Below are 25,578 nucleotides of genomic sequence, written 5' to 3'. Positions count from 1 at the left end.
CCATGAAAAAACTCCTTATTCTTTTACCCATTTTATTATTACTAAGTGCTAAAATAAGCAAAGCAGCTGAAGAGGAACCGGTTGTACCACCTGACACCGTTAAAGTGGGTATTTATTTTATCAGCTTACACGATATAGATTTTAGACAAAAAGAATATACCGTACGGTTTTGGTTGTGGTTCAGGTACAAAAACAAAACGTTTAACTTTGGTAAAAATGTAGAAGTACCAAATGCCAAATCAATTGAAAATACAGATAATTACAGTGATACTTCCAATGGTGAAATATTTACCCTGATGAAGATGAAGTGCGTAATGAAAGAATCGTGGCAGGTACACAATTATCCCTTCGATAAACAAAAGCTGGAAGTACATATTGAAAACTCACAATACGATGCGCGTAGTTTGGTTTTTGTAGCCGATACTTCTGGTAAACATTTTGATCCGGAACTGACCATAGCCGGTTGGGATATAAGTAAAGTAGATGTGATTACGGGATTACGTGGTTATGAAACTACTTTTGGCGATGTAACATTACCAAGCCCTCATTCCGATTATGGTTCCTTTACAGTCGATATTTATATAGAGCGCAATGCCTGGGGTCTATTTTTCAAATTGTTTTTATGTATGTACGTATCGTTTTTTATTTCGTACATGTGTTTCTTTATCCATGCCGATAGTATAGAATCAAGGTTTGGGTTAAGCGTAGGTTCCCTGTTTGCAGCCGTTGGTAATAAATATATTATTGATTCCATTTTACCGGAGTCATCTACATTTACCTTAGTGGACTCATTGCATGCATTTACTTTTGTGTCGATATTAATAACCATTATTTTAAGCGTTTATTCACTCAGTTTAAGTAAAACCAATAAGCTTAAAATGGCCAATAGAATTGATAAGAAGTCGGCAAAAGTACTTTTAATACTATACCTGCTATTAAATATAGTTTTTATTGTAAAAGCAATAATAAGTTAATTTAACCCCACGTATTCAAACTTAGGTGTGCCTTTAACCCCGTTTAAGTTAAAGTCTAAGAAACGCAGTTTATATAACTCTTGGTCATATTTGTTGTATATGATGTAATTTACATTAGCTCGTGTATTGTATTGCCCGGTGGTAAAATTGTAAATTTTCCAGTCGTAACCAATTACATCGCGCATGTCACTGTAATGAAAATTATTAACCGCCATACTTGGGGTAATAGATTCAAAAGTATTAGTACTATCAACAGCTACACTTATTTTTGATGAATTAATAAATATACCCCTTACCACATATTTAGTCAATACATTCGTTTCGTAAAATACATAACGGTATTTTAAAAAGCACAAATCCCACTTATCCTTTTGCGGTTCAAAGTTTATATATGTGTTAGGTGTTGTAAAGCTATAATATACTTTGGTTTTAGAAGGGTCTTTAGGTAAGGTAACTTTGTAAATCAATTGCTGGTTGTCAATATAAGCGTACTCAAAAAGATACTCGTAAGGTGTAGCTTGTATAAGCCTGAATTCTATAAATCTGTTGGTAGTATAGTAACTACCACGGTCTAACATATAAAGATTTCCTTTACCGGTTCTGTTAAAATCACACCAATGCGATAAAGCCAAAGAGTCTTTGCATCCGCAAGGGCTATCCCATTTATAATTAAAAGTATCAGTGTTATTAGTAATAAAAAAGTTTTTGCGTTTAGTATCCGCAGCATACATATCCATTCCACCATTTAAGTACACATCAGAACCAAAAGGCGAAGCATCAAAAGCCAGATCCCACGAGTTAATATCAACCAAAGTAATCTGGCTATCCTTTAAATTAAGGAATGCCTGCTTTTCAAAATCTTTTCCTAAAGTAATAGACATAAATGAACTATTACCTCTTGGCGGTAATTTAATGGGTTGGTCTTCCTTTTCGCACGATGCAAATACAAAAACGATAATGGCAATGAATACTATATTTTTAATGCTTAGGAGCATGGGTTTAATTGGTTGTAAAAAAGTCAAGGTTAAATTTTAAAGAAGCAAAATAACTGGTACCCATAGCTACCGCAGCACTATTGCTACCTGTGGCATGTGGGCCGCTTATTAAGTTTGCCTGTATGTTAATGGTATTGAAAATATTTTTGCAACCAAGCGTTACATTTAATTTACGTTTTAGTAAAAACTTACTCACGGTAGCATCCAGTAAGTTAAAATCGTTCATAGTACCTAGTATAATACTGTTATCAGTCATGTTATATTGGTAGTATTGTAATACGCCATTGTATTTATAAAACAAACTAACCGTAGTTAAAGCTTTGCTGAAAGTATAACTTACATTGGTTCTAAACTCGTTGGTGTAAAAGTAAGTATTGGTTCCTGCAGCTTGCATAATACTGTTTTGGCGCGCATTAAAAGCATAGCCAACCTGTGCATTAATAGTATTACTTGCTATACCCGTATTGATGTTAAAGCCTATGTTTTCAAAACTACTTATGTTGGTGTATTGTGCAGCCACAGTATTTGAGTTAAGCCTAACCAAATCAATCATATTGTGAATGCGGTTATAAAAAACGGTTGGCTCAACCGTTAAAGTATAATTTTTATTGAGCTTTTTGGTATGCGTAACGGCCAATTGAATATTATGTCCTGTTTCAGCCTTTAAATCAGGGTTGCCATGTAAGCTGTGGTTAGGGTCAACAAAAGCCAAATAAAGTTCTTTTAACGAGGGGGCTCTAAAACCTCTGGCATACGAAGCCCTTAAAACCCAATTGGTATTTAAATCCAACTTAACGTTTAGCGAAGGAATAACAGGTGCATCAAATTTAGTATTGTATATGATACGAGCTGCAGGTCTTATTAAAAGGCGATTGCCTAATTTTATTTCAGCACCTCCAAACAGTCCATAATCGCCAATTTGTGCTTTTTGGTTGGCTATTTTTGTTCCTTCCGTTTGGTCAATATTAACCTCATAACCTAACTGGTAATTCAGTTTTCTGTTGTTAACCGTTTTATTGGTTAAAGTTCCTCTGCTCATGTACAGGTTAAAGTAAGTAGTATCTTGTAAACTGGCATCGGCAATAAGTGTTTCCTGTAAGCTTACCATGTCTTTAAAAACCGAGCGTCTTATACGCTGGTAGTTTTGGTAAGCAGCAATAATATTTAACTGCCATTTACTGTTTAATTTTTTATCAAAAAGTAAGCTGGAGCCTAATCTTCTTGTAAAGTAATACTCATCCTGCGCAGTGGCTTCAAACGAGTTTACTGTGGGCGTTCCTTTGTTAGTGGTTTGTTCGTTAAAGAACTGGTTGTTAATTTTAATAGAACCGTTTTTAATAAAATAAGTAAAATTAAAATCGCCAACGTATTGCGTTCTGGGTTTCCATGTTTTAAAACGCGATTCTCCATCAGGATTGTATCCTTCAAAAAAATTACGTTGAAAGTTTATTTGGTAACCGGTTTTCTTAAAACCCAAGTTAGCCTGGGCATCAAAATTATATTGTCCTACGGTTTCTCCGTAAGTGCCAAGGCTCAATCTTCCTTTGTTTTTGGTCGATTTTTTAGTAATAATATTCAGTACCCCGCCTAAGGCATCAGTACCAAAGTTTACACTCATGGGGCCTTCCACCATTTCTATTCTTTCTACATTGGCTAAATTGATTTGCGTTAAATCAATATTGCCATTTTCGCGGCCTATTACCGGCACACCATCAATAAGTATTTTTATGTTTTGACCCGAAATGCCTTGTATAGATATGCTATTACCCAACATTGGATCATAGTTAATTCTTACATTTAATTCGTTAGCCAATAAAGTGGGTAAGTTAAAAGCACCTTGTAACTGAATTCTTTTAGCATCAATTACTTTTACTTTTAGTACCGATTTTTGTAAAGTGTTTTCACCTAACTGACCCGTAATTATTATTTCGTTAAGGCCTTTGTTTTTTGTTGAGTCAACAGGGTTGGTATTGGTTTGGGCACTTGCATATAAACATATAAGCATGGCACAAATGGCCATGCTTATATGTTGTAAATAATATGTGTGTTTATTTTTCACCGAATGAAATACCCAAACAATAATTATTGTTTAATAAACTTAATTGTTTGGCTACCGTTTTCTGTAGCAATGTTTAATAAGTACATACCGGTTTGTAAACCGCTAACATCAACTTTACCTGCGTTAGTAAAGTTACCTGTAGCAATCGTTTTGCCGCTTAAGTTACTGATTGTTACATTAGCTTGTTTAGCGTTGCTTAACTCAATGTTTAACTCAGTAGTTGCCGGGTTAGGGTAAACAGAAGCAGTAACATTGTTATGTACGTTTTCGTTAACTGATAAGCCTGCATAGCTGGTTTTACTGAAAACAACTACTTGTCTGTCAGATGCAGCGTAGTATTGAGTAAATTTAATTTTGTTAATTTTATTGTCAACACGGGTAAAATATACTAACGAGTCTTTTACAGGCCACTCACCCGGAGTTGTAGTAATTTCTTTCCAATCCCAGTCAATACCTCTAACTCTTGCATTGAATTTAGTCGTATCATAAATAGCAGCATTGGCAGTAGCACCTGCTACTTTATAAGCCATAGTGTTCGGGTTTTGCAATACACCCATTACCGGGTACATAACTGTTTGCGGGCCTAATGTTACCAATGTTTTGTAACGGGTAAACAATAAATTCCATTGTGAGTAAGGAATAGGCTCTCTATCAATTACAGTATTGGTGTTCATGTTATAATAAGCAAATAATTTACCGTTGAACTGGCTTTTGTTAATAGTTACGGTATTGCTATCAGTTCCGTCTAATTTACTGATTGTAAATACCCATTGCGAATCGTAAGCAATTTTTTGAATACAAACTTTTCTGAAACCAGAAGAAGGTGCACCCGGGTAAGGACCATCAATAGCTACTAAAAATATTTTAGCTCCAACTACATCTCTGCTGGTTGTATTGTATTGTCCCCAACCGTAATCAAACGGGTTTGATGAATTTAAGCCTTTGTTAAAAGCACCAACTTCTAAAGTTGAATCGCTGTTAAAGTTACTTGGCCAGCTCATCCAGTTGGTAGTATCAAATGTACTCCAGTTAGTTAAAGTTTGAGTACTGCTGTATAAAGAAACACCTCTGCCTTCGTTAATTAAAACGGTTGCAGCCTGCATGGTTTTTAAAGGTGGTTGCGCATGGCGCATAGCAAAAGCTAAATGCCAGTTGTTGTTTCTAACAGTATCTTTTTTACCTGTTTCAAGGTTGTAAAATACATCAACAACGGTTGAAGGAAGCATGCTAACTGAATCCGTTATTGTAATTTGAGCAAAAGTGCCACTTGTTACAAAAGCAAGTGCGATAAGTGTAAATAATTTTATTTTCATTTCTTTCATTTTAGAGCCGACAAAAGTCGTTACACTTATGCTATAAACAGCATGATGAATCTCAGCATTAATGCTTATGACAGAATTTTTACAAAGCCAAGTAAAGCTTCTGTAAATCAGTAGTTTTTAAGTTTGGAGAATGTCAAAATTATTAAAAAGAAGGTTCGTTTACCAGATAGTTTTCTTTGATTGTTTCAAAAACTTCCATTAACGCTTCTTTCGTATCCAGAGTTACCAGTTTAGTGCGGTACTCTTTAAAATGGTTCAATCCTTTAAAATAGTGGGTGTAATGCCTGCGCATTTCCAGAATGCCTAATTTTTCACCTTTCCACTCCATACTTTTGGTTAAGTGCGTTTTACACACATCAAGCCTTTGTTCAACAGAAGGAGCATCCAATAATTCACCCGTTTTTATAAAATGTTTTATTTCGTTAAAAATCCAGGGGTAACCAATAGCCGCTCTGCCTATCATTACACCATCAACTCCATACCTGTTTTTATACGCTACCGCTTTTTGCGGACTATCAATATCGCCATTACCAAATATAGGAATGTGAATACGCGGATTGTTTTTTATTTTACCAATTAAGGTCCAGTCAGCTTCGCCTTTATACATTTGAGCCCTGGTTCTGCCATGAATACTGAGTGCAGCTATTCCCACATCTTGTAGTCTTTCGGCAACTGTTTCTACATTTTTACTGTTTTCGTCCCAACCCAAACGGGTTTTAACCGTAACCGGCAGTTTGGTCGATTTTACTACCGCTTCTGTTAAGCGTACCATTAATTCAATATCTTTAAGTACGCCTGCACCTGCCCCTTTGCAAACCACTTTTTTTACAGGGCAGCCAAAGTTAATATCAACCAAATCAGGATTGGTAGCATCTACAATTTGCGTAGCCAAAGCCATAGCCTCTTCATCACCACCAAATATTTGAATGCCAATAGGTCTTTCGTAGTCAAAAATATCAAGCTTTTGCCTGCTCTTAATGGCATTCCTAACCAAACCCTCAGTCGAAATAAATTCAGTGTACATTAAGTCAGCACCATTTGCTTTGCATACGGCTCTGAACGGAGGATCGCTTACGTCTTCCATGGGTGCCAGTAAAAGAGGAAACTCTCCCAGCTCTATATTGCTTATTTTTACCAATTACTTATTAAAAAATTATATTGCGCCTGCAAAAATACGAAAATGTCTAATATACCCTCATTTGCATCCAACCCAATTGTGTTTTTTTTGTGGCGCATACTTATTCTTTTCGGAATGGTTATTTGCTTTACATTACTGGCAAGCGGTGTTGGCTTACTTTTAACCAAGTTGTTTTTAAATATTAATTTACAAACAAGCATCAATGATATATTAAATAACCCTGCTGCAAACCCATCGGGTGTATTAGCCGTTAAGTTAAATCAAATCCTTATCAGTGTAGGTACTTTTATAATACCGGCTTATTTTTTCAGCAAATCGCTCCATCAAAACCCGGCACATTTTTTACGTATATTACATCCTACCAAATATTATAATTACCTGTTTGGTATTGCCTTAATTATTGCCGCTATTCCCGTTTCGTCATGGTTACTGGAATTAAACAACAATATTAAATTTCCGGCCAATTTTGAAAACTGGGAACATTATTTACGAAACGCAGAAGAGGTGGCTAAAAAACAGTCAGAAATGTTTATCAGGGCCAATACTATTGGTCAATTGTTATTTAATTTATTGGTGGTGGCCGTAGTACCGGCTATAGTGGAGGAAGTATTTTTTAGAGGCTGCCTGCAAAATTTTGTGCGCATGTGTTTTTATAATTTACATGTTTCAGTCATATTCACAGCCCTGCTATTTAGTGCTGCTCATGGCGAGTTTTATGCCTTTTTACCCCGCTTTTTATTTGGCGTAGTACTGGGTTATATATTTGCTTACAGCGGTAATATTTGGGTAGGTGTATTAGCCCATTTCTTAAACAATGCCATTGCGCTTATTGCTAATTACCTGTTGCAAAAGGATCCGAGTATTTATTTCTTACGCGATGAATATACTTTTCCTTTTTACATTACAGCCCTGGCTATATTGGCTTTGGTAATTATGCTGTATAGCATGAGCAAATTAAGGTTCAATCAAATATTTATAAACAACATTCATGAGTAATTGGGTTAAAATAGCAGAAACAAACAACCTGTTTGATGCTGAAAATATAAGGCAGTTGCTGTTTAACAACGAAATTGAAACCTCAGAAATTAACAAAACAGATAGTTCGTACGCACAACTATTTGGCAAAATAGAAATATATTGCCATCAGGAAAATGCTGTTAGCGCATTGCATTTAATTAATATCAATAGCTTAAATAAATAATTAATACCATGAGTAATTTTTGGCAAAGAGCCATTACAGGTTTGTTTTTTGTATTAACCATTGTGCTTTGCACTGTATTAAATGAGTGGTCGTTTTATATTTTACTCTTTACCGTTAATTTTTTATGCTTAAGGGAGTTTTACCAATTGCTTTTACCCGATAAAAACTGGATAGAGCAGTACCTGGGTGTAATTACAGGCAGTATTATCAATTTAATGTTTGCTTTAATTATCCGCAACCAGTGGGATATAAGTTGGTTCTACCATTTGATTCCCGTGTTTTTGTTCATGTTTATTATTAAGCTTTTCGAAAACACCAAACGTGAATTCGATACATTGGCTTATCAGGTATTAGGTATTATATACATTTGTTTTCCATTGAGTATGCTTGCCGACTTTGGTCGTTTCAACAGCATGATTTATGATGGAGCTTTGCCAATAGGATATTTTATTATGTTATGGACATGCGATACAGGTGCTTATTTAGTGGGTCGCAAGTTTGGTAAAACAAAATTATTTGAACGAGTAAGCCCTAAAAAAACCTGGGAGGGAAGTGCAGGCGGTGCTGCTTTGGTAATAGTTGTAGCGTTTGTATTAGTGCGTTTCGAATACTTTGATGTATTAGAAGTATATGAATGGATAATAGTAGGTTTATTAACGCTGGTGTTTGGCACCTTTGGTGACTTAACCGAATCATTACTAAAACGCAATATCAATGTAAAAGACTCCGGTAATATTTTACCCGGACATGGTGGTGTGTTAGACCGTTTTGACGGACTATTTTTATCAGTTCCTGCGGTATATTTCTATTTGCTGTTTACCAATTAATCAAGCGCAGGTACTAACGATTCCAGCTTCATTCCTCTTGAGCCTTTCATAAAAATGTTTTTATGTTTAATGGGGTTGGCTTGAATATATATTAAGCAATCGTTTGTAGTAGCAAATGTTTTGTAATGAGTTTGTGTTTTTGCAAAATCATGGCCACATAAATATACTTCCTCTAAATGCAATGTTTGGCATAAGTTAACAATAGCTTGGTGCTCATCCTCGGCATATTTTCCCAATTCAAACATATCACCTAAAAAAAGCACTTTGTCATTAAAGGGCATGGCCGCAAAGTTTTTTATAGATAGTTCCATACTACTCGGATTGGCATTGTAAGCATCCATATAAATAGTATTGGTATTGGTCTTAACTATTTGCGAACGGTTGTTGGCAGGCTGATAGCTTTCAATACCATTTTTTATTTCCGTTTCGCTTAAGTTTAAATACAAGCCAAAAGCCACGGCTACCATAATATTATCAAAATTATAATCGCCACTTAAATTAGAGTGAATAGGCAAAGTGCCATTGGGTAAAGTAAACTCAATAGTGGGCCTTATTGCATTGGCAAAACAAGCATAGTCAGCTTGCATGGTTCTTCCTTCAAAATTGGCCGCGTATGTTTTTTTGTTGCTTACATTTTCAGCCATTTGCATTAAACTTTCATCGTGTTTATTAATAAAAGCAATACCATTGTTTTTTGCTAAAAAAGTAAACAATTCCATGTTCGATGCAATAACACCTTCCATGCTTCCAAATCCCTCCAAGTGGTCCTTTCCGTTATTGGTTACTATACCCATCGAAGGCAAGGCAATGTCACATAAAAAAGCATTTTCGTTTACATGGTTGGCGCCCATTTCAATAATAGCCAATTCGTGTGCGGGAGTTATTTGCAGTATAGTTAAGGGTAAGCCAATATGGTTGTTAAAATTACCCGGAGTAGCCAGTACATTAAACTTTTGTTTGAGCACTGCAGTGAGTAACTCTTTGGTAGTGGTTTTACCGTTGCTACCCACTATGGCTATAACAGGTATTTGTAATTGCTGCCTGTGATGGGTGGCTAGGTGTTGAAGCGTTTCTAATACATCATCAACCAATAAGTAGCTGTCACTAACTTTATATTTTTCTTCATCAATAATAGCATACTTAGCTCCGCTTTTTAATGCATCAGCAGCAAACTCATTGGCATTAAACTTTTCACCTTTCAGGGCAAAAAACAAGCTGTCTTTCTTTATATTTCTTGTGTCAGTTGAAATGTATGGGTATTGTAAATATATTTTATATAATTCGTTTATTGATGCCATCATAATGTTTAAGTAAAATTTAAGATGCTATACATTCTTTAAAATGTATATTTGATTACAAAACAAAATAATTATGATTAAAGTACTACGAATTTTTATTGTACTATTGTTCACAAGCGGTTATGTATCGGCACAAAATGTCCATTTTTATTATGCCAATAACGCTAAGTTTTTAAAAAGAAATTCCAGTGACACCTTAAAGGCGCCATTTGTTGGTGGTTTGCAAAACCCCCAGTTTAATAAACTGGATTTAAACAATGACGGACAACCCGATTTAGTGGTGTTTGACAGAGTAGGGAATAAAGTTTTAACCTATTTATGGCAGGGGAATAACTGGGTATATACGCCAAGTTATGAGCAACAGTTCCCCCCATTAATTCAATGGCTAAAAATAATTGATAATAATTGCGATGGTAAAGAAGATATCTTTACTTCAACAGGTCCTACTTTTGTGGTGGAACCCAATACCTTTGGCAAGCCTAATGGCATCAGGTATTTAAAAAATATTTCTACAGCCGGTAATTTTAAGTTTGAACAAAAAGGGAATTGCCTATACCATAATTTTCAGGATATAGATGATTGTATTGAATTTAGTTCAACCGATTTGAATGTAATTGACGACATTGACAACGATGGAAAATTAGATTTTATTCAATCACCTACAGGCTCTAATTACTTTAATTTGTTTTTAAATGCAAGACCAAACGGAAATGCTTTCTGTGATTCGATAAAATATAAGCTGGCTCAATTAAACTGGGGCGGTTTTAGCTATAAAATAAATACACATGGTTTTAATTTAGGTTTAAACGTAACGGTGGTAGGTAAAAGCTCAAGGCACGTAAACAATGCCTTTGCCACGTTTGATATGGATGCGGATGGCGATAAAGATTTTTTCTTTGGTGATGGTGCTTTTGCACCACTTATTTATTTAGAAAACGGTAAAGAACAAAGTGCAAGCGGATACGATAGTATGATACGTGAAGACACTATATTTCCCCGCAACACATTCCGTCCGATGGATTTAATATGGCCTGCACCTTATTTCAAAGACTTTGATAACGATGGTGTAACCGATATGATTATTACCACCAACGAGCCTGCTGCGGTAAAAAATAACGAGCATGTTTATTTATATAAAAACTTAGCAGCCAGCAACAATGTACCTGCCAATTTTAGTTATGTAAAAAATAATTTTTTGCAGGATGAAATGATAGACTTAGGTGGTAATTCAAGGCCAATATTTGTTGATATTGATAACGATGGCGATGAAGATATGGTAGTAAGTACTGCGGGCAATTGGTTATATACACAAAACGGTTTTGACCAATTGTATTTATATAAAAACATAGGTACCCAAACCAATCCGGTTTTTAATTTAGTTGATACCAATTTGGCCGATATACAAGCCAACACCCGTTTAGCATTATCAAGTGTTATACCCACCTTTGGCGATTTAACAGGCGATGGTAAAAAAGATTTGATTTTTGGTTGGTATAATGGTTATATCAATTATTTCGAAAACACATCAACAGGTTCAACTATTAGCTTTACCAAACGCGATAGCAATTATTTTGCAATAAATGCAGGAACAGAAACTGCACCACAACTAATTGATTTAAACAAGGACGGAAAGTTAGATTTAGTAATAGGCAAGCGCAATGGTACACTGGCTTATTTTCAGAATAATGGAACAGCAACACAAGCTTCATTTACGGCTAACCCTACCATTGATACGCTGGGCAAAATAAACGTACGCTCACGTGTAGATACCTATGGAAATGCTACGCCACATATTGTTGATTTGGATAATGATGGTATTTACGAAGCACTGGTAGGAAGCTATAGCACGGGTGTTACTTTATATACTGACATCTATCCTAATAATGCAAAACCTGCCATAAAAATCAGAAGCATTTTTAAAGACAATACTACATTACCTGCCGATAGTTTATTGCAAGGTTTTTATACAAGCGTTACCGTTGCCAATATTGATGGTGATACTTTACCCGAATTAATGATTGGTAACCAAAGAGGAGGTTTCAGGTTTTATAAAAGCAGTATAACAGGTAAAATCAGTTTAGGTGCTGCTGACGACTTAGTGAATAATAAAATTGAAGCAAGCGTTTATCCTAACCCGGTAAAAGATGTGTTAACCATTGAAACCAATTTAAGCAATGAACAAGCAGAGGCAAGCATTATAAATGCTTTGGGAGTAACCGTACTAACTAAAACAGTAAACACTAGCCAGCCGATTGTTTTAAGCACAACTCATTTAAATGATGGTTTTTACTTTGTAAAACTAAACACAGAGTCAGGCAAGCAATTGGTGCGTAAAATTTTAATACAGAAATAAGCTAAAGCTTACTAAGTAAACCCAGTAAGCCACCCGTATGCACACATACTATTTTTTCATGCGGAGCAAAGTAGTTTTGTTCCGCTAAAGTAAATACGGCTTTCATCATTTTAGCAGTATAAACAGGGTCTAATAAAATACCGGTTTGGCTGGCAAAAAGTTTAATAAAAGCAAATAACTCTTCATTGGTTTTGGCATAGCCTCCTTCATGAAATTGATGGTGTATAGTATAGTGCTTGTTTAGCTTGAGTGTTTGTAGCGGTTCATCAATATTATCTGCGCCTTTTAACACACAAATACCTTCTGCCTTTGTGGTCAGTTTGGTTTTTTGTATGGCTTGTGTAATACCTTGTAAAGTAGTGGCTGTACCTACTGCACAAAAAATTCTGTTGTATTCAGGTCCCTGCTCATATACTATGTCTTCGCAGCCTTTGGCTCCCAATGGCCCAGCACCACCCTCATCAACAAAATAAGCATCAGTATCGTTACCAAAATATTGGTTAAACAAAGCCCGTTTATCCTTATAGGCATCGCGGCCAATAAATATCAAGTGCATGCCCCATAGTTTATTTAAAGCCAACATGTGGTTGTCCACTTCTTCACCCCTTACAAAAGCAGTTGCTTTAAATCCAAACATAGCCGCTGCACAAGCCAATGCATTTAAATGGTTGCTATAAGCACCACCAAAACTTACCAAATGTTTTTTATTATTGGCTTTAGCATCGTGCAAAGTATATTTTAGTTTGCGCCATTTGTTACCACTTACAAAAGGGTGTATTAAATCATCGCGCTTTAAAAAAACTTCAATGTTCTTTTCTTTAAAAACTTCAAACTGTAAAGGCTCCAGTGGCGAATGAAAGTTAATCATGTAAGTGTTTTTTTATAAAGTTCGATTGATTTGCCCAAAGACAAAAAGCCAGTAATAACAAAGGGAAAATATGTACCCGGTATCTGGAAATACCCATCATACCTGTGGTGAAAATAAAGTACAATACAAAAAGTACAATCAGCCATTTAATAGGGTTGTTTACCTTAAATACCATAGCTGTAAAAGCAATAACTACTACTATATTCCAACAGAACAATAAACCCAATACCAACAAGCCTATTGGGTTTATTTTAAAAAGATATTTCACCATTGCTTTAACTCCCTGCTGATGCAAGGTTTCAAACATACCACTTACGTGATCATTGTTTTGGTTAATCAGTTTATATAAATCATACCTGCCCGGGTCCAGTAAATAAACGCCACAACCTTTCAAGTATATTTTAGCCAAAGCCAGTTTATGGTTAAATAAAAATTGATTGCTGCAACTATCAATATAGTTAAACCGTGCAGCTACCGTTGCCTGTTTGTTACCTCCATCATAAATGCTGGTACATAAGCTGTCAGCATAATCACTTCCATATACATCAGCCGCACTGTACTTTACTAAACACCTTAAAGTAGCAAACGATTTCATGGAAGTAAACTGAAAATAACCCGTTTCCGCTTTTACTGCATAGCCATAACTAAAATACGCAATACACGGAATGCAAACTCCTATCAATACATAACTTATTTTAAAAGGTTTAACAAATACCATTAAACCAATAATAATTAGCCCGATTAAAATAGCAACAGGCTTGGTAAGCATAGCCAAACCAATAATAAGAGAAATAACAAACACACGCCATAAGGAAGGCTTTGTATAGAAAAAATAAGTATGGTAAAACAAGGCAAAAATTAGCACCTCAAATACCGTTTCACTCATAATAGTATTGGTATAAACAAAATGAGCAGGATATAAAATAAGGTAAACAGGAATAACAATATTGGTAATTTTAGCGGATATGGCTAAATGCTTAAGCAGCTTTAGTAAATAAAAAAATAGGCCAAGCGAAAGTATATTCTGCAAAAACAGAACAGTAAAATCCGATGCATAAATAGCTTTGCTGAAAGCAATGAAATAGCCATACAAAGGCGGGCGCAGTGCAAAATAATCAACCAATAAAGGTTGCAGCAAATTGCCCGCATAAACACTTTGGTATTCAATTAAATTGTTAGCTAAATATAAATAGCCTTCCGAGTCAACCGTGTAAATTCCTTTAAAGTGCAGGGCTACAAAAAAGTAAAGTACATGTATACAAACTATAAATATGCTTAAAAATTTATATTGTTGTAGCGTTTTAATCACAATGCAATAATACCATTAATTATAAATTTTGCGTGCCGTTATCACAAAAGCTATCTATGGAAAAGTTATTCAATAAGTATATTTATTACCTCATTGCGTTAGCCTGTTCCATATTTTTCCTAGTAGTTAAAAACGATCCTTTTCATGGCGATGCAGTTACCTCCACCGCAAAAGTAGCTTTAAATATATACGACAATAACCTGCAAACCATTTGGTATCCGCCTCTGGCTGATCCCGGACATCCAACATTATTTCCATATTTGCTGGCTGTTTGCTGGACCATTTTCGGTAAGTCGCTTTGGGTTGCCCATGCTTTAATTATACTCATAGGTTTTTGCACCATACTTGTTTTGCGGAAAATAGCTTTGCTGTTTACAACAGAAACAAAAGCCAATACAGCCGTATTGCTTTCGTGCATGTACTCAGTATTTGTAGCACAACAAGCACTTTTGCTAAACACACCTTTGTTTTTTTTATGGGTGTTATTATGCCTGTATAGTTTAATTACTAAACGTACTGTTTTGTTTATAGTAAGCAGTGTGCTAATGGAAATAACCCATTTGCAGGCTAATTTTTTCCTGTTGGCATTTGGCTTTATTTACGCTTACCAATGCTATGAAACAAAACAAAACTTTGGGACTTTTGTAAAGAACGGGCTTATGCTATTTCTTCCGGCAAGTATTACACTTGCCTTATGGTTGTGGGCGCATCAAATGCATTTTGGCTGGGCTTTTCTTTCACCCAACTATACCGAACACAATAACATAAAAGGAGCAGGACAGTTTATACAAAGCGTGTTTTTAATTATATGGCGCTTGGTTGATAACGGTATGCTAATTCCATACATGCTATTCATATACGTATGGGCAAAAAAACAAATCAATAAAAAACTATTCATATATACAGCTATTATACTTTTAGTGAATAGTATCTGCATGGCCGTATTCTTGTATAATACAATAGGACATCGGTATTTTTTAATCAGCCAGTTTATGGTTTTGTTATTGGTAATTGCAGGATTGCCAAAAATAAAATGGCCTTTTATAACCATGATGGCAAGCTTATTAATAGGCAACTATATGTATTACCCCGGCAAAGTAATTGCCGATAGCAACTTACAATACCGCAGTTTTTTTGCTATAGAAAAACGCATCATGCATGATTTTGGCGATTCACTTTTTTACTCCTACGCACCCATTAGCACAGGAGGCGATATACGTTATTTGGACAAGCAAGAAGGGTTAAACATTCAACCCTTAAACGATTTAAACATGGACACCTTGCCTATGTTATTACAATCAAATGTAAATGCAGAGTTTACCAAACCACAAAGAGATTCATTGTATAAAAACTGGTACGGACACACCTACGAGCAGGGAGCTATTTATGTAAATGTGTTTTTAAATCCTGCATATAATAAAAAACCAGGATGGTTCCAATTAAGAGAACCATCCTGGTTTGAAATGCAATTGCAAAGTTTAAAATATAAAATCAGGGGGGAATAAGCAATGCTTATTTTTTATCAATCAGTTTATACAACTCATCCAATTTAGGTGTCAGAATAATTTCAGTCCTGCGGTTTTTGGCTCTGCCTTCAGGTGTATCGTTAGTCATTTTAGGCATGTATTCGCTACGACCGGCTGCTGTTAAACGTTTAGGGTTTACTTTACTTACATCGCTTAAAATTCTTACAATATTAGTAGCACGTTCCGTACTCAACTCCCAGTTGTCTTTAAAGTTAGCGCTGTTACGTAAAGGCACATTATCAGTATGGCCTTCAATTAACACATCTATTTCAGGGTTTTTGTTTAACACTTCAGCCAACTTTTTAATCGCATCCTGACCTTTTTCTTCAATATCAGCACTGCCCGATTTAAACAACAATTTATCGCTTAAAGAAACATATACCTTTCCGTTTTTCATTTCAACCGTTAACTCATCACTGTTAAAACTTAACAAAGCGCGTTTTACTATTTCGTTCAAAGCATTGGTAATAGAATCTTGTCTGCGAATAATAGCTTCTAATTCAGCCAGTCTTTTTTCACGTGCCGAAAGCATGTCTTCCTTTTGCTTCAAAGCCATATTCAGTTGCTCCGTTTTGCTTAATGACGATTTCAACAAATCAGTATAACGTTGATTCATTTCCGCGTAATCAGCCTGCAAACCTTTGTGTTTACGATTTAGTTCTGTATTGCGTGCTAACAAGTCATTGTAAAGCGAATCAAGGTAACGGTATTTGATGCCACGCTCTGTAGTATCCTTGTTAAACTGTACGTTTAGCGTATAAAAAGTATCGCGTTGGCCGGTGGCCATTTTCAGCCTTTTGCCCATAAAAAAATTATGCGACTTTTCTTTGAATCCCTTTGGGTTTTGAATAACCCCTTTTGGATCATCAACCTGTGCAAACAGGTTAACAGAACCCAATACAAATAAAAATAATATGATACGTGTTTTCATGTTCGGTTTAAATATTTAAAGCATACAAATTTGATGGAAACCAATAAAGCCAACAACTTTTTAATAACCGATTTATCAAGACCAAATGTGGGTATAAAACGATAGTAGACGGAATTTTCTGTTTTTTTGTTCCGTTAACAAAACAATATCTTACCAATTTTAGTTAAATAATATACATTCGCATTTGCAATTAATGCGAAACATTTAACACACCAATTTTAACTTTTAATAAAAAAAATTATGTCATTCGAATTACCAAAATTAGAGTACGACTATACTGCGCTTGAGCCTCATATTGATGCACGCACTATGGAAATTCACCATTCAAAACATCACCAGGCATATGTTACCAATTTAAACAATGCAGTGGCAGGTACCGATGCGGAGAAATTAAGTATAGAAGAAATATGTAAAAATATTTCAAAATACTCAGCACCTATCCGTAACAATGGTGGTGGACATTTTAACCACAGCTTATTCTGGAAAGTAATAGGTCCCAATGCAGGAGGTTCACCTTCAGGTAAATTAGCAGATGCCATTAACGCAGATTTAGGCGGCTTAGAAAAATTCAAAGAAGAATTTGCCAAAGCAGCTACTACCCGTTTTGGTTCAGGCTGGGCGTGGTTATCAGTAGCCAATGGTAAATTGGTTATTTCATCTACGCCAAACCAAGACAATCCGTTAATGGATGTAGCTGAACAAAAAGGAACACCTATTTTAGGTTTAGATGTTTGGGAACATGCCTATTATTTACATTACCAAAACCGCAGACCTGATTATATCGGTGCATTCTGGAACGTGGTAAATTGGAATGCAGTAAGCAAATTATACGAAGCAGCTATTTAATTAACTGTAAAATAAAACTTTAAAGCGGTTTGTAGTGTATGCTACAAGCCGCTTTTTTTATGTTCAAATCCCTTTATCATATAAAAAATGCATTTGAACGTATGAAAAATTAACTTCATCAAAATAAAATTTAGAATGTGTGTAACAAAATACACCTTCGTAACGTTCAATGCAGCAAATAGAGAATTAAAGTATGAAAACTAAATTGATTATATTGTTATTTGGAGGGTTAACCTTAGGAAGTTTGACCAAAGGTTGTAGTAAAATAAAAAGCAGCAGTACCAACGATACTCCAAAGCAAGAACAACAAGACAAAAGCAAACAATAAAAATACTGTAGGTTTGGGTGGATTCCTACATAAATATCTCTTCATAAAATAATTTTTGCCCACAAGGACCGACAATCGTTTACGATGAGTCGGTTTTTTGTTTTAACTACATTCCGGTTTCGATTTGTTATTTACTGCTTAAAATTATTTTTTATTGCCTGAATGTAGAACTAAGTTTGCGCCTTTACTACACAAGCAAAACATGAAAAATATATTGGTAATTGGTGCAGGCTTATCCTCATCGTACTTAATAAAATATTTGTTGCAACACGCCAAAAAAGAAAACTGGCATGTAACCATAGCCGATCAAAACATAGCCATGGCACAACAAAAAATAGGGAAAAGTAAAAACGCATCAGCCATTACATTTGATATAAATAACAAAGCAGCACGTCAGGCAGCCATTAAGCAAGCCGATTTAGTGGTTTCGCTATTACCTCCCACTTTGCATATTGTAGCTGCACATGATTGTATAGAGTTTAAAAAGCATTTAGTAACCGCCAGTTATATTAGCCCCGAAATGCAAGCGCTGGATGCAACAGCAAAAAAAGCAGGTGTTTTGTTTTTAAACGAAATAGGATTAGACCCCGGCATTGATCATTTATCAGCCATGGAAATGATACACCAGATACAAGACAACGGAGGAGAAATAACATCCTTTAAATCGTTTTGTGGTGGATTAATAGCACCCGAATTTGATAACAACCCATGGAATTATAAATTTACCTGGAACCCGCGTAATGTGGTTTTAGCAGGACAGGCAACAGCACAGTATTTAGAAGATGGCTTGGTTAAATTTATTCCACCCAACAGAATATTTGAACAAACAGAAACAGTAAAAGTAGCCGATTACGGTTTGTTTGAAAGCTATGCCAACAGAGATAGTTTAAGTTATATAGAACCCTATGGTTTACAAAAAGCCACTACCGTATTGCGAGGTACCCTGCGCAAAAAAGGATATAGCCAAAGTTGGAATTTATTGGTAAAACTAGGCTTAACAGACGATACCTTTAAATTACACAATAGCCTAAACTTAACCTATAGAGAATTAGTAGCATCCTTTTTAAGCGGAGCCAATAATACCAATGTAGAAGAAGTGTTTTGTACATTCCTTAACATAAGCAAAAGCAGCAAAGAGTTTAAACGCGTAAAATGGTTAGGTTTGTTTAGTAACGAAGTAATAGGTTTAGACAACGCCAGTCCTGCACAAATACTGCAGCATTTATTACAGCAAAAATGGTTTTTAGAAAAAAGCGATTTAGATATGATTGTAATGAAGCACGAAATTGAGTTTAAACGTAACGGTAAATTACACAAAGAGCATAGCACTTTAATAGTAAAAGGCGAGAGTAAAATATATACTGCTATGGCCAAAACAGTAGGTTTACCTATGGCTATAGCCACCAAGCTAATTTTGCAAAACAAGATAAAAGCACGTGGCGTACACATGCCGCTTACTGCCGAGTTTTACCAACCCATTTTAAAAGAACTAAAAACGTACAGAGTAAGCTTTAGCTAAGTTTTATTTAACAAAAGCATCAATGGCCTTGCGCACATTGCCATGTTTTTTCAATAAAGCAGCAGCCTTCTTTTCGTTAATATTCAGTTCGCCCATTATCATTTTAGTGCCCCTGTCAATAAGCTTGTTATTGCTTAGTTGCATATCAACCATTTTATTGCCCTTTACCTTACCCAGCTTAATCATTAAGCTTGTGCTAATCATGTTCAATACCAGCTTTTGAGCAGTACCAGCTTTCATACGCGTACTTCCAGTTACAAATTCAGGTCCTACAATTACCTCAATAGGGTACTGAGCAACTGCAGCAATAGCGCTGTTTTTATTACAAACAATACAAGCCGTTTTATTGCCATTTTTATTAGCCTGTTCCAAAACACCAATTACATAGGGAGTGGAGCCACTCGCTGCAATACCTATAATAAAATCCTTAGCAGTTACCTTGTGTTTTTTTAAATCAAGCCAACCCTGTTTCGTATCATCTTCAGCAAACTCAACTGCTTTTCTAATAGCCGTATCACCACCCGCTATTAAGCCAATAACCAATCCGTGAGGTACTCCAAAAGTAGGGGGGCACTCACTGGCATCTACAATACCCAACCTGCCACTTGTACCTGCCCCCATATAAAATAAACGTCCGCCTTGTTCCATTTGGGCATAAGCAGCATCAATAGCCTTTTTAATTTTAGGCAAAGCCTTTTTAATGGCTTTAGGTACCGTTTGGTCCTCTTTGTTTATGCTGGCAATCAATTTAGCTGTACTCATTTTTTCCAAATGATTGTATTTAGAACTTTGCTCAGTAGTACGAATATTCTTTTTCGACATGATTAGTAAAATTAAACTTTGTTAGGCAATTAAGCTTTTTATATTTGTGCTGCAATTTATAAAATAATAATACATGAACGATAATTGGAAGAAATGGCAACCATTTATATATGGAGTTTTACTGGCAGGAGGCATTGGCATTGGCATTTTTTTACGACCGGCAGGAGGATTTAAGTTAGTAGGGGGTCAGAATAAACTAAACGAACTTTTAAGTATTATACAAAGCGAATACGTAGATACGGTAGATACAGAAGAAATGGAGTCAGTAATGTTTAACGATATGTTAGCCAAGCTTGACCCGCACTCCGTATATATTCCCGCGAAAGATTTACAGGCAGCCAACGAACCCCTAGATGGTAATTTTGAAGGCATAGGCGTTGAGTTCAATATAGTAAACGATACCATCATGGTTGTTGCAGCCATTAGCGGAGGCCCTTCAGCCGATTTAGGTATATTAAGTGGCGACAGAATACTAAAAGCCGATACCACCAAACTAGCAGGCATTGGTGTAACCAATGAAATGGTAGTAAAAGCACTGAGAGGCAAAAAAGGAAGCAAAGTAAAAGTAGCTATTTACAGGCCATCCACTAGGCAAAAAATTGATTTTAACATTGCCCGCAATACCATTCCCATTTACAGCATAGATGCCAGTTTTATGCTCGATGATAAAACAGGTTACGTAAAAATAAGCAGGTTTGGAGCCAAAACCCACGAAGAGTTTATAGAAGCAGTGGTAAAGCTGAAAAAGCAAAACATGCAAAACCTAGTGATAGACTTAAGAGGCAATCCGGGAGGTTATTTAAATGCCGCTACCGAAATAGTGGATGAGCTGTTAGACGAAGGCAAAATGATAGTATATACCCAGGGCAGAGCCAAACCCAAACAAACCTATGAAACAGAAAAACCCGGCTTGTTTGAAACTGGAAGGTTAGCCGTATTGGTTGATGAAGGTTCGGCCAGTGCCAGCGAAATATTAAGTGGTGCCATACAAGATTGGGACAGAGGTATAATAGTAGGCAGGCGTAGTTTTGGTAAAGGTCTTGTGCAAGAACCCTTTCAGCTAAGCGATGGTAGTGCAGTACGCTTAACCGTAGCAAGGTATTATACCCCCAGCGGACGTTGTATACAAAAAAACTACAGCAATGGTTTAGAAAGTTACGAAGAAGATATAATACAACGCTACGAAAGCGGTGAGTTAGAAAGCTTAGATAAAAATACCATAAACGATACAACCAAATACTATACCTTGGTAAATAAGCGTGTAGTATACGGTGGTGGTGGTATTTTGCCCGATGTAAAAGTACCTATCGATACCTCGTTCAACAGCAAATTTCTATCACATGTGGCAGCAGCAGGCTTGTTAAACAAAACAGCTTACCAATATGTAGATGCAAATAGAAACAACCTGAAACAATACAAAGATGTAGATGCATACATTGCCCAGTTTAATGCAAGCGATGAATTCATTGCCGCATTAATTGCCAATGCCGTTTTAGAAAAAATAGCAGCACCTACAGCAGCCGAGCTAAGCAAATCTGGCGCATTTATAAAACAACAGTTAAAAGCACTCATTGCACGCCAAATGTGGCGCGATGGGGCTTATTATGCAGTAATAAGCAAACAGGATAGAACAGTACAGAAAGCTTTAGGCGAGCTTAATAAGTAACACATAAAAACGCTAAAGAATTAATCAACTTTAGCGTTTTTTGTTTTCCTCTTTAAGTAGCTGTTTAATACCAGCCATGCCAGTGCACAGCCAATCGTATTAGCCAGCATATCCATATAATCAAAACTGCGGTTAGGAAAAACAGTAGCTTGTAATACCTCAATTAAAATACCATAAGCAGTACCAACTAAAAAAGCAGGATATATCAATTCAAATCGGCTTTTATGTGGGAAAGCCCTGCTGGAAGCCATGGCTATTAAGTAACTTAAAAAGCCAAATAAAAACAAGTGTGCCAGCTTATCAATTCTGAATAAGCTTGATAGTTTAAAATGCGGAATATAAGCCCCGTTCATGCCGCACAAACCCAATACAATAAGGGCCCATATAATAGCAAACTTATAGTGAAGTAGGTACTTAATCAGCATGGCACAAATAAAGTACAAAATAAACAGAGCCCAATACACAATTACTTAATGTTTAGTTTACAATAAGCACACATGCAAAATCAAACTTTGCAAAACCTTTGTTTATGAACAAACGCAAAATTAAGTTAGCAGTAATTTCCGATACCCACTTAGGAACTTACGGATGCCAGGCCAGGGCAATTAATAAATACCTCAAATCAATAGACCCCGAAATTTTAGTGTTAAATGGCGATATAATAGATATATGGCAATTTAGTAAACACTACTGGCCCAAAAGCCACATGAAAGTAGTGCAACGCATTTTTAAAATGCTAAGCACCGGTACCAAAGTATACTATTTAACAGGTAACCACGATGAGCTGCTTCGAAAATTTACCGATTTTAACTTAGGCAATTTACAAGTACTTAATAAACTCGTTTTAGAGTTAGATGGGAAAAAAGCATGGTTCTTCCATGGCGATGTATTTGATGTAAGTATGAAACACAGTAAATGGCTGGCAAAGTTGGGGGGAGTGGGGTATGATATACTTATCCTGTTAAACAGCGCTGTCAATTTCGTATCACAAAAAATACTAAACAGAGGGCGTTTGTCATTCTCCAAAAAAGTAAAGCAAGGTGTAAAAAGTGCTATTAAGTTTATTGACGATTTTGAAGAAACAACCATACAGTTGGGTATAGAAAAAAAATACGACTACGTAATATGTGGGCACATACACCAGCCCAGTATAAAAACCTTTACCACCCAATACGGACAAATTACCTATTTAAACAGTGGCGATTGGGTAGAAAACTTAACAGCCTTGGAATACAACAACGAGGAATGGAGTTTATACCACCATCCGCTCGAAACCACCACAGAAGAGGATAGGGCAGAAGAAGCCGAACAAAACGAAGAAGATAAACAATTTGAAAATTTAATGAATATGGAATTATTGTTCAACAATATTGTAAGACAATAATATCCCACATTAAAAAAAATTTACAAAGCCAAACACGCGGTTTATAAAATACATGTAAATCAGTAGTTTTTTTTCGTTAAAATTGCAAAAAAGGCCTATGAAAAGTAAACTACTTATTCCGTTCCTATTTCTTTTATTAGTTGCAGCTTGCAAAAAAGAAGAAATTGATTTAAAAAAGTACGATAACTACAAACCCGAGCCAGAGTTTGGTTTGCCATTGGTAAATGCCGACCTAACCTTAATGAATATGGTTAAAGGCGATTCAACCGTTGTGTACGATCCCGATGGTTTTATGCGTTTGTTTTTCCGCAAAAGCAAAATAAAAGAAGTAACAGCACCCGAGTTATTAGTTATACCGCCACAGCCCGCCAGTACATTTGAGCAAAAGTTAGGTGTGGTAAACATTAACGATATTGTAGCCTTTGGTGGCCGTTCACTTATACAATTGCGCAATGGTTTTCAAAGCCAGACCACTAAAGATGCTGTTGACCAGGCTTTAGCCAATAGCCCTGCCAACGTACCCAGCTTAAGCGATGGTGTACCAAGCATTACACAGTTTACTTTGTTTGATGGTTTTGAGCAAGCCAAAATATCCTCAGGTTATATTGTGGTAAAGTTCGAAAACAAGCTTTCAATTACGGTAAGCTCAATGGATATTAACCTGTACGATATAGCCTTTTTACCGGCCACCCTAATAGGTACCCTAACCTACACCAATATACCTCCCGGAGGCATCAGTGTAGATAGTATAGATTTAGCAGGCAAAACATTGTCAAACGAGTTAGGTTATAATTTTGTCAATATAACAACAGCAGCCACTACTTCGCCTGTTGCTTTTTTAGCAAACGATTCAGTTAAGTTCTTTGCCCAAACAAGCCATGTAGTTGCCTACGGTGGCCGCTCAAAGTTTAGCGACCAGAATTTACAAGGTAAAGATTTACTAATAGATATTACACCGGACGATCCAAGTACATTAATACGAAAAGTAGAGTTCAATACAGCCTCTATCAATTACAATTATACCTCATCAGTAAATCAGGATATAGAACTATCGTTAAACTTTGTAGGAGCTACAAGAAACGGAGTAGCACTACCCGCACAAAACTTATATATTACAGCCAATTCCAATGTGTCAGGCTCCATTAATTTAGACAATACCATACTCGACTTTACACAGGATAACGCCATACCATACAACAGGCTGAGAATATTAGTGGCTGCCCGTTTAGTAGCAACGGGAACTACCGTTAATTTCGATTCCAGCAATGCCGTCAATATAGTTCTCAATATGGCCAATTTAGACTTTAGGTATGTAGAAGGATTTTTTGGAAACCGCATTATTACATTAGACAAAGGCGAAGTAAATTTAGCCGATTTGAAAAAATTAAACGGCACATTGATTTTTGAAAACCCTAAAATGAGCTTTATTACCAATAACTCCATGGGCATTCCAATGAGAGCCGGTTTAAATGTAGATGGAGAAAACGCAGTAGGTGCAACATTGCCATTTAACGGCCCCGCGTTTGATATAGCCTACCCAACCATAGCAGAAGCCGGCCAGACAAAAACAGGTGCAGGCGTGTACGATGTAAACAACTCTAATATAAGAAACGTATTAGGTATGCCACCCGTTAAGTTTAATTACGAGGGAGCTGTTACCACCAATGTGGGTTTACCCAACTCAACCGCTAATTTTTTACGAAGCGATAGTAAAATATCGTTCGATATAGAAACAGAACTACCCATGAGCATATCAAGCGTAGGTTTTGGTTTAATGGATTCCGTGAACAATGGAATAAAACCGGGCGATTTAGACAACGTAGTAAAAGCAGAACTTATTTTACGTATAACCAATGGCTTTCCATTTGGCGGTAGCGTAAAACTGGTATTTGCCGATTCATTAGGTCAGCGCTTAGATTCAGTTAACCTGCAAAACTCATTGCTTCCGGCACCTATAGATGCTACAGGCAAAGTAGTAAAAGCATCAGACCAAACCGTAAGCAGAATAGACCTGAGCGGAGCTTTATTAGAACACGTTAGAAAAGCCACAAAAATATATATACAACCCTTTTTTATTACCTCCGAAAACGGAACCAGGTACGTAAAAATATATAGCGATTACAATATAAATGTTAAAGTAGGTATGAATGTTAAAGTTAAATTTTAAACAAGCCAATTAAAAAGTAACCCTAACCCCCCTTAAACAACATTT

General features: G+C 36.1%; 22 protein-coding genes. 12 read left to right on the top strand and 10 right to left on the bottom strand.

The annotated features are described in order from the left end of the window. Window positions 1-2 precede the first annotated feature (2 nt). Complete coding sequence (locus tag V4538_01205) at window positions 3-974, top strand: hypothetical protein (protein MES2379626.1); 972 nt, start codon at window positions 3-5, stop codon at window positions 972-974. On the opposite strand, the gene V4538_01200 is transcribed toward V4538_01205, so the two are convergent. The 4 genes from V4538_01200 to dusB all read right to left on the bottom strand — a co-directional run bounded on the left by V4538_01200 (window position 971) and on the right by dusB (window position 6,488). Beyond that, on the bottom strand, window positions 971-1,969 hold the full coding sequence (locus tag V4538_01200; GenBank protein MES2379625.1) for a hypothetical protein: 999 nt from the start codon (window positions 1,967-1,969) through the stop codon (window positions 971-973). The genes V4538_01205 and V4538_01200 overlap by 4 nt on opposite strands. A 4-nt stretch (window positions 1,970-1,973) precedes the next feature. Continuing rightward, entirely contained in the window at window positions 1,974-3,989 is a 2,016-nt protein-coding gene (locus tag V4538_01195; GenBank protein MES2379624.1) for a TonB-dependent receptor, read from the bottom strand. 62 nt (window positions 3,990-4,051) lie between these two features. Then, window positions 4,052-5,341, bottom strand: coding sequence for a T9SS type A sorting domain-containing protein (locus tag V4538_01190; GenBank protein ID MES2379623.1), 1,290 nt, complete (start codon window positions 5,339-5,341; stop codon window positions 4,052-4,054). A gap of 151 nt (window positions 5,342-5,492) precedes the next feature. Then, window positions 5,493-6,488 carry a tRNA dihydrouridine synthase DusB gene (dusB, locus tag V4538_01185; protein ID MES2379622.1) on the bottom strand — a complete coding sequence of 332 codons (996 nt, stop codon included), beginning with the start codon at window positions 6,486-6,488 and terminating at the stop codon, window positions 5,493-5,495. A gap of 42 nt (window positions 6,489-6,530) precedes the next feature. On the opposite strand from dusB, the gene V4538_01180 reads away from it, so the two are divergent. Genes V4538_01180 through V4538_01170 form a run of 3 tightly spaced genes read left to right on the top strand, consistent with a single transcriptional unit; the run spans window position 6,531 to window position 8,516 of the window. Continuing rightward, window positions 6,531-7,484, top strand: coding sequence for a CPBP family intramembrane glutamic endopeptidase (locus V4538_01180; GenBank protein ID MES2379621.1), 954 nt, complete (start codon window positions 6,531-6,533; stop codon window positions 7,482-7,484). Next, window positions 7,477-7,689 (top strand): hypothetical protein, encoded by a 213-nt coding sequence (locus tag V4538_01175; protein MES2379620.1) that lies wholly within the window; start codon window positions 7,477-7,479, stop codon window positions 7,687-7,689. The genes V4538_01180 and V4538_01175 overlap by 8 nt, the downstream gene beginning before the upstream one ends. 8 nt (window positions 7,690-7,697) lie before the next feature. Next, complete coding sequence (locus V4538_01170; GenBank protein ID MES2379619.1) at window positions 7,698-8,516, top strand: phosphatidate cytidylyltransferase; 819 nt, start codon at window positions 7,698-7,700, stop codon at window positions 8,514-8,516. On the opposite strand, the gene murF is transcribed toward V4538_01170, so the two are convergent. Beyond that, entirely contained in the window at window positions 8,513-9,817 is a 1,305-nt protein-coding gene (gene murF / locus V4538_01165) for a UDP-N-acetylmuramoyl-tripeptide--D-alanyl-D-alanine ligase (protein ID MES2379618.1), read from the bottom strand. The genes V4538_01170 and murF overlap by 4 nt on opposite strands. Before the next feature lie 70 nt (window positions 9,818-9,887). Here murF and V4538_01160 point away from each other — a divergent pair, with 70 nt between their 5' ends. Further along, window positions 9,888-12,167, top strand: a complete 2,280-nt coding sequence (locus V4538_01160) for a T9SS type A sorting domain-containing protein (protein ID MES2379617.1) — start codon at window positions 9,888-9,890, stop codon at window positions 12,165-12,167. Between the two features lies 1 nt (window position 12,168). Here V4538_01160 and V4538_01155 read toward each other — a convergent pair whose 3' ends face one another. Continuing rightward, entirely contained in the window at window positions 12,169-13,035 is an 867-nt protein-coding gene (locus tag V4538_01155; GenBank protein ID MES2379616.1) for a pyridoxal-phosphate dependent enzyme, read from the bottom strand. Then, window positions 13,028-14,344: a hypothetical protein gene (locus tag V4538_01150; protein MES2379615.1), complete on the bottom strand. Its 1,317-nt coding sequence runs from the start codon at window positions 14,342-14,344 to the stop codon at window positions 13,028-13,030. The genes V4538_01155 and V4538_01150 overlap by 8 nt, the downstream gene beginning before the upstream one ends. Before the next feature lie 56 nt (window positions 14,345-14,400). Here V4538_01150 and V4538_01145 point away from each other — a divergent pair, with 56 nt between their 5' ends. Next, window positions 14,401-15,849 (top strand): hypothetical protein, encoded by a 1,449-nt coding sequence (locus V4538_01145; protein ID MES2379614.1) that lies wholly within the window; start codon window positions 14,401-14,403, stop codon window positions 15,847-15,849. 7 nt (window positions 15,850-15,856) lie between these two features. On the opposite strand, the gene V4538_01140 is transcribed toward V4538_01145, so the two are convergent. Further along, window positions 15,857-16,801 carry a flagellar motor protein MotB gene (locus tag V4538_01140; GenBank protein ID MES2379613.1) on the bottom strand — a complete coding sequence of 315 codons (945 nt, stop codon included), beginning with the start codon at window positions 16,799-16,801 and terminating at the stop codon, window positions 15,857-15,859. A 240-nt stretch (window positions 16,802-17,041) separates the two neighbouring features. Here V4538_01140 and V4538_01135 point away from each other — a divergent pair, with 240 nt between their 5' ends. The 3 genes from V4538_01135 to V4538_01125 all read left to right on the top strand — a co-directional run bounded on the left by V4538_01135 (window position 17,042) and on the right by V4538_01125 (window position 19,494). Next, a complete protein-coding gene (locus V4538_01135; GenBank protein ID MES2379612.1) occupies window positions 17,042-17,647 on the top strand; it encodes a superoxide dismutase in 606 nt (201 codons plus the stop codon). Between the two features lie 193 nt (window positions 17,648-17,840). Continuing rightward, window positions 17,841-17,975 (top strand): hypothetical protein, encoded by a 135-nt coding sequence (locus V4538_01130; protein MES2379611.1) that lies wholly within the window; start codon window positions 17,841-17,843, stop codon window positions 17,973-17,975. Between the two features lie 202 nt (window positions 17,976-18,177). After that, window positions 18,178-19,494 (top strand): saccharopine dehydrogenase C-terminal domain-containing protein, encoded by a 1,317-nt coding sequence (locus V4538_01125; protein MES2379610.1) that lies wholly within the window; start codon window positions 18,178-18,180, stop codon window positions 19,492-19,494. A 3-nt stretch (window positions 19,495-19,497) separates the two neighbouring features. Here the strand turns inward: V4538_01125 and murQ are convergent, their stop codons facing one another. Further along, window positions 19,498-20,316 carry an N-acetylmuramic acid 6-phosphate etherase gene (murQ, locus tag V4538_01120; GenBank protein ID MES2379609.1) on the bottom strand — a complete coding sequence of 273 codons (819 nt, stop codon included), beginning with the start codon at window positions 20,314-20,316 and terminating at the stop codon, window positions 19,498-19,500. A gap of 73 nt (window positions 20,317-20,389) precedes the next feature. On the opposite strand from murQ, the gene V4538_01115 reads away from it, so the two are divergent. Continuing rightward, entirely contained in the window at window positions 20,390-21,982 is a 1,593-nt protein-coding gene (locus V4538_01115) for a S41 family peptidase (protein ID MES2379608.1), read from the top strand. Window positions 21,983-22,002: 20 nt separating this feature from the next. Here V4538_01115 and V4538_01110 read toward each other — a convergent pair whose 3' ends face one another. Next, the gene (locus tag V4538_01110; protein MES2379607.1) at window positions 22,003-22,407 is read right to left on the bottom strand and encodes a VanZ family protein; all 405 of its coding nucleotides are present in this window, start codon (window positions 22,405-22,407) and stop codon (window positions 22,003-22,005) included. A gap of 104 nt (window positions 22,408-22,511) precedes the next feature. On the opposite strand from V4538_01110, the gene V4538_01105 reads away from it, so the two are divergent. Together V4538_01105 and V4538_01100 are read left to right on the top strand one after the other, a co-directional pair. Then, the gene (locus tag V4538_01105; GenBank protein ID MES2379606.1) at window positions 22,512-23,366 is read left to right on the top strand and encodes a UDP-2,3-diacylglucosamine diphosphatase; all 855 of its coding nucleotides are present in this window, start codon (window positions 22,512-22,514) and stop codon (window positions 23,364-23,366) included. Between the two features lie 97 nt (window positions 23,367-23,463). Continuing rightward, on the top strand, window positions 23,464-25,533 hold the full coding sequence (locus V4538_01100; GenBank protein ID MES2379605.1) for a hypothetical protein: 2,070 nt from the start codon (window positions 23,464-23,466) through the stop codon (window positions 25,531-25,533). Window positions 25,534-25,578: the final 45 nt, after the last annotated feature.

This window comes from Bacteroidota bacterium, assembly GCA_040388375.1.
GTDB lineage: Bacteria > Bacteroidota > Bacteroidia > UKL13-3 > UKL13-3 > JAAFJM01.
Note: the sequence above shows the minus strand (reverse complement) of the source record. Positions and strands in the feature narration are given on the sequence as shown.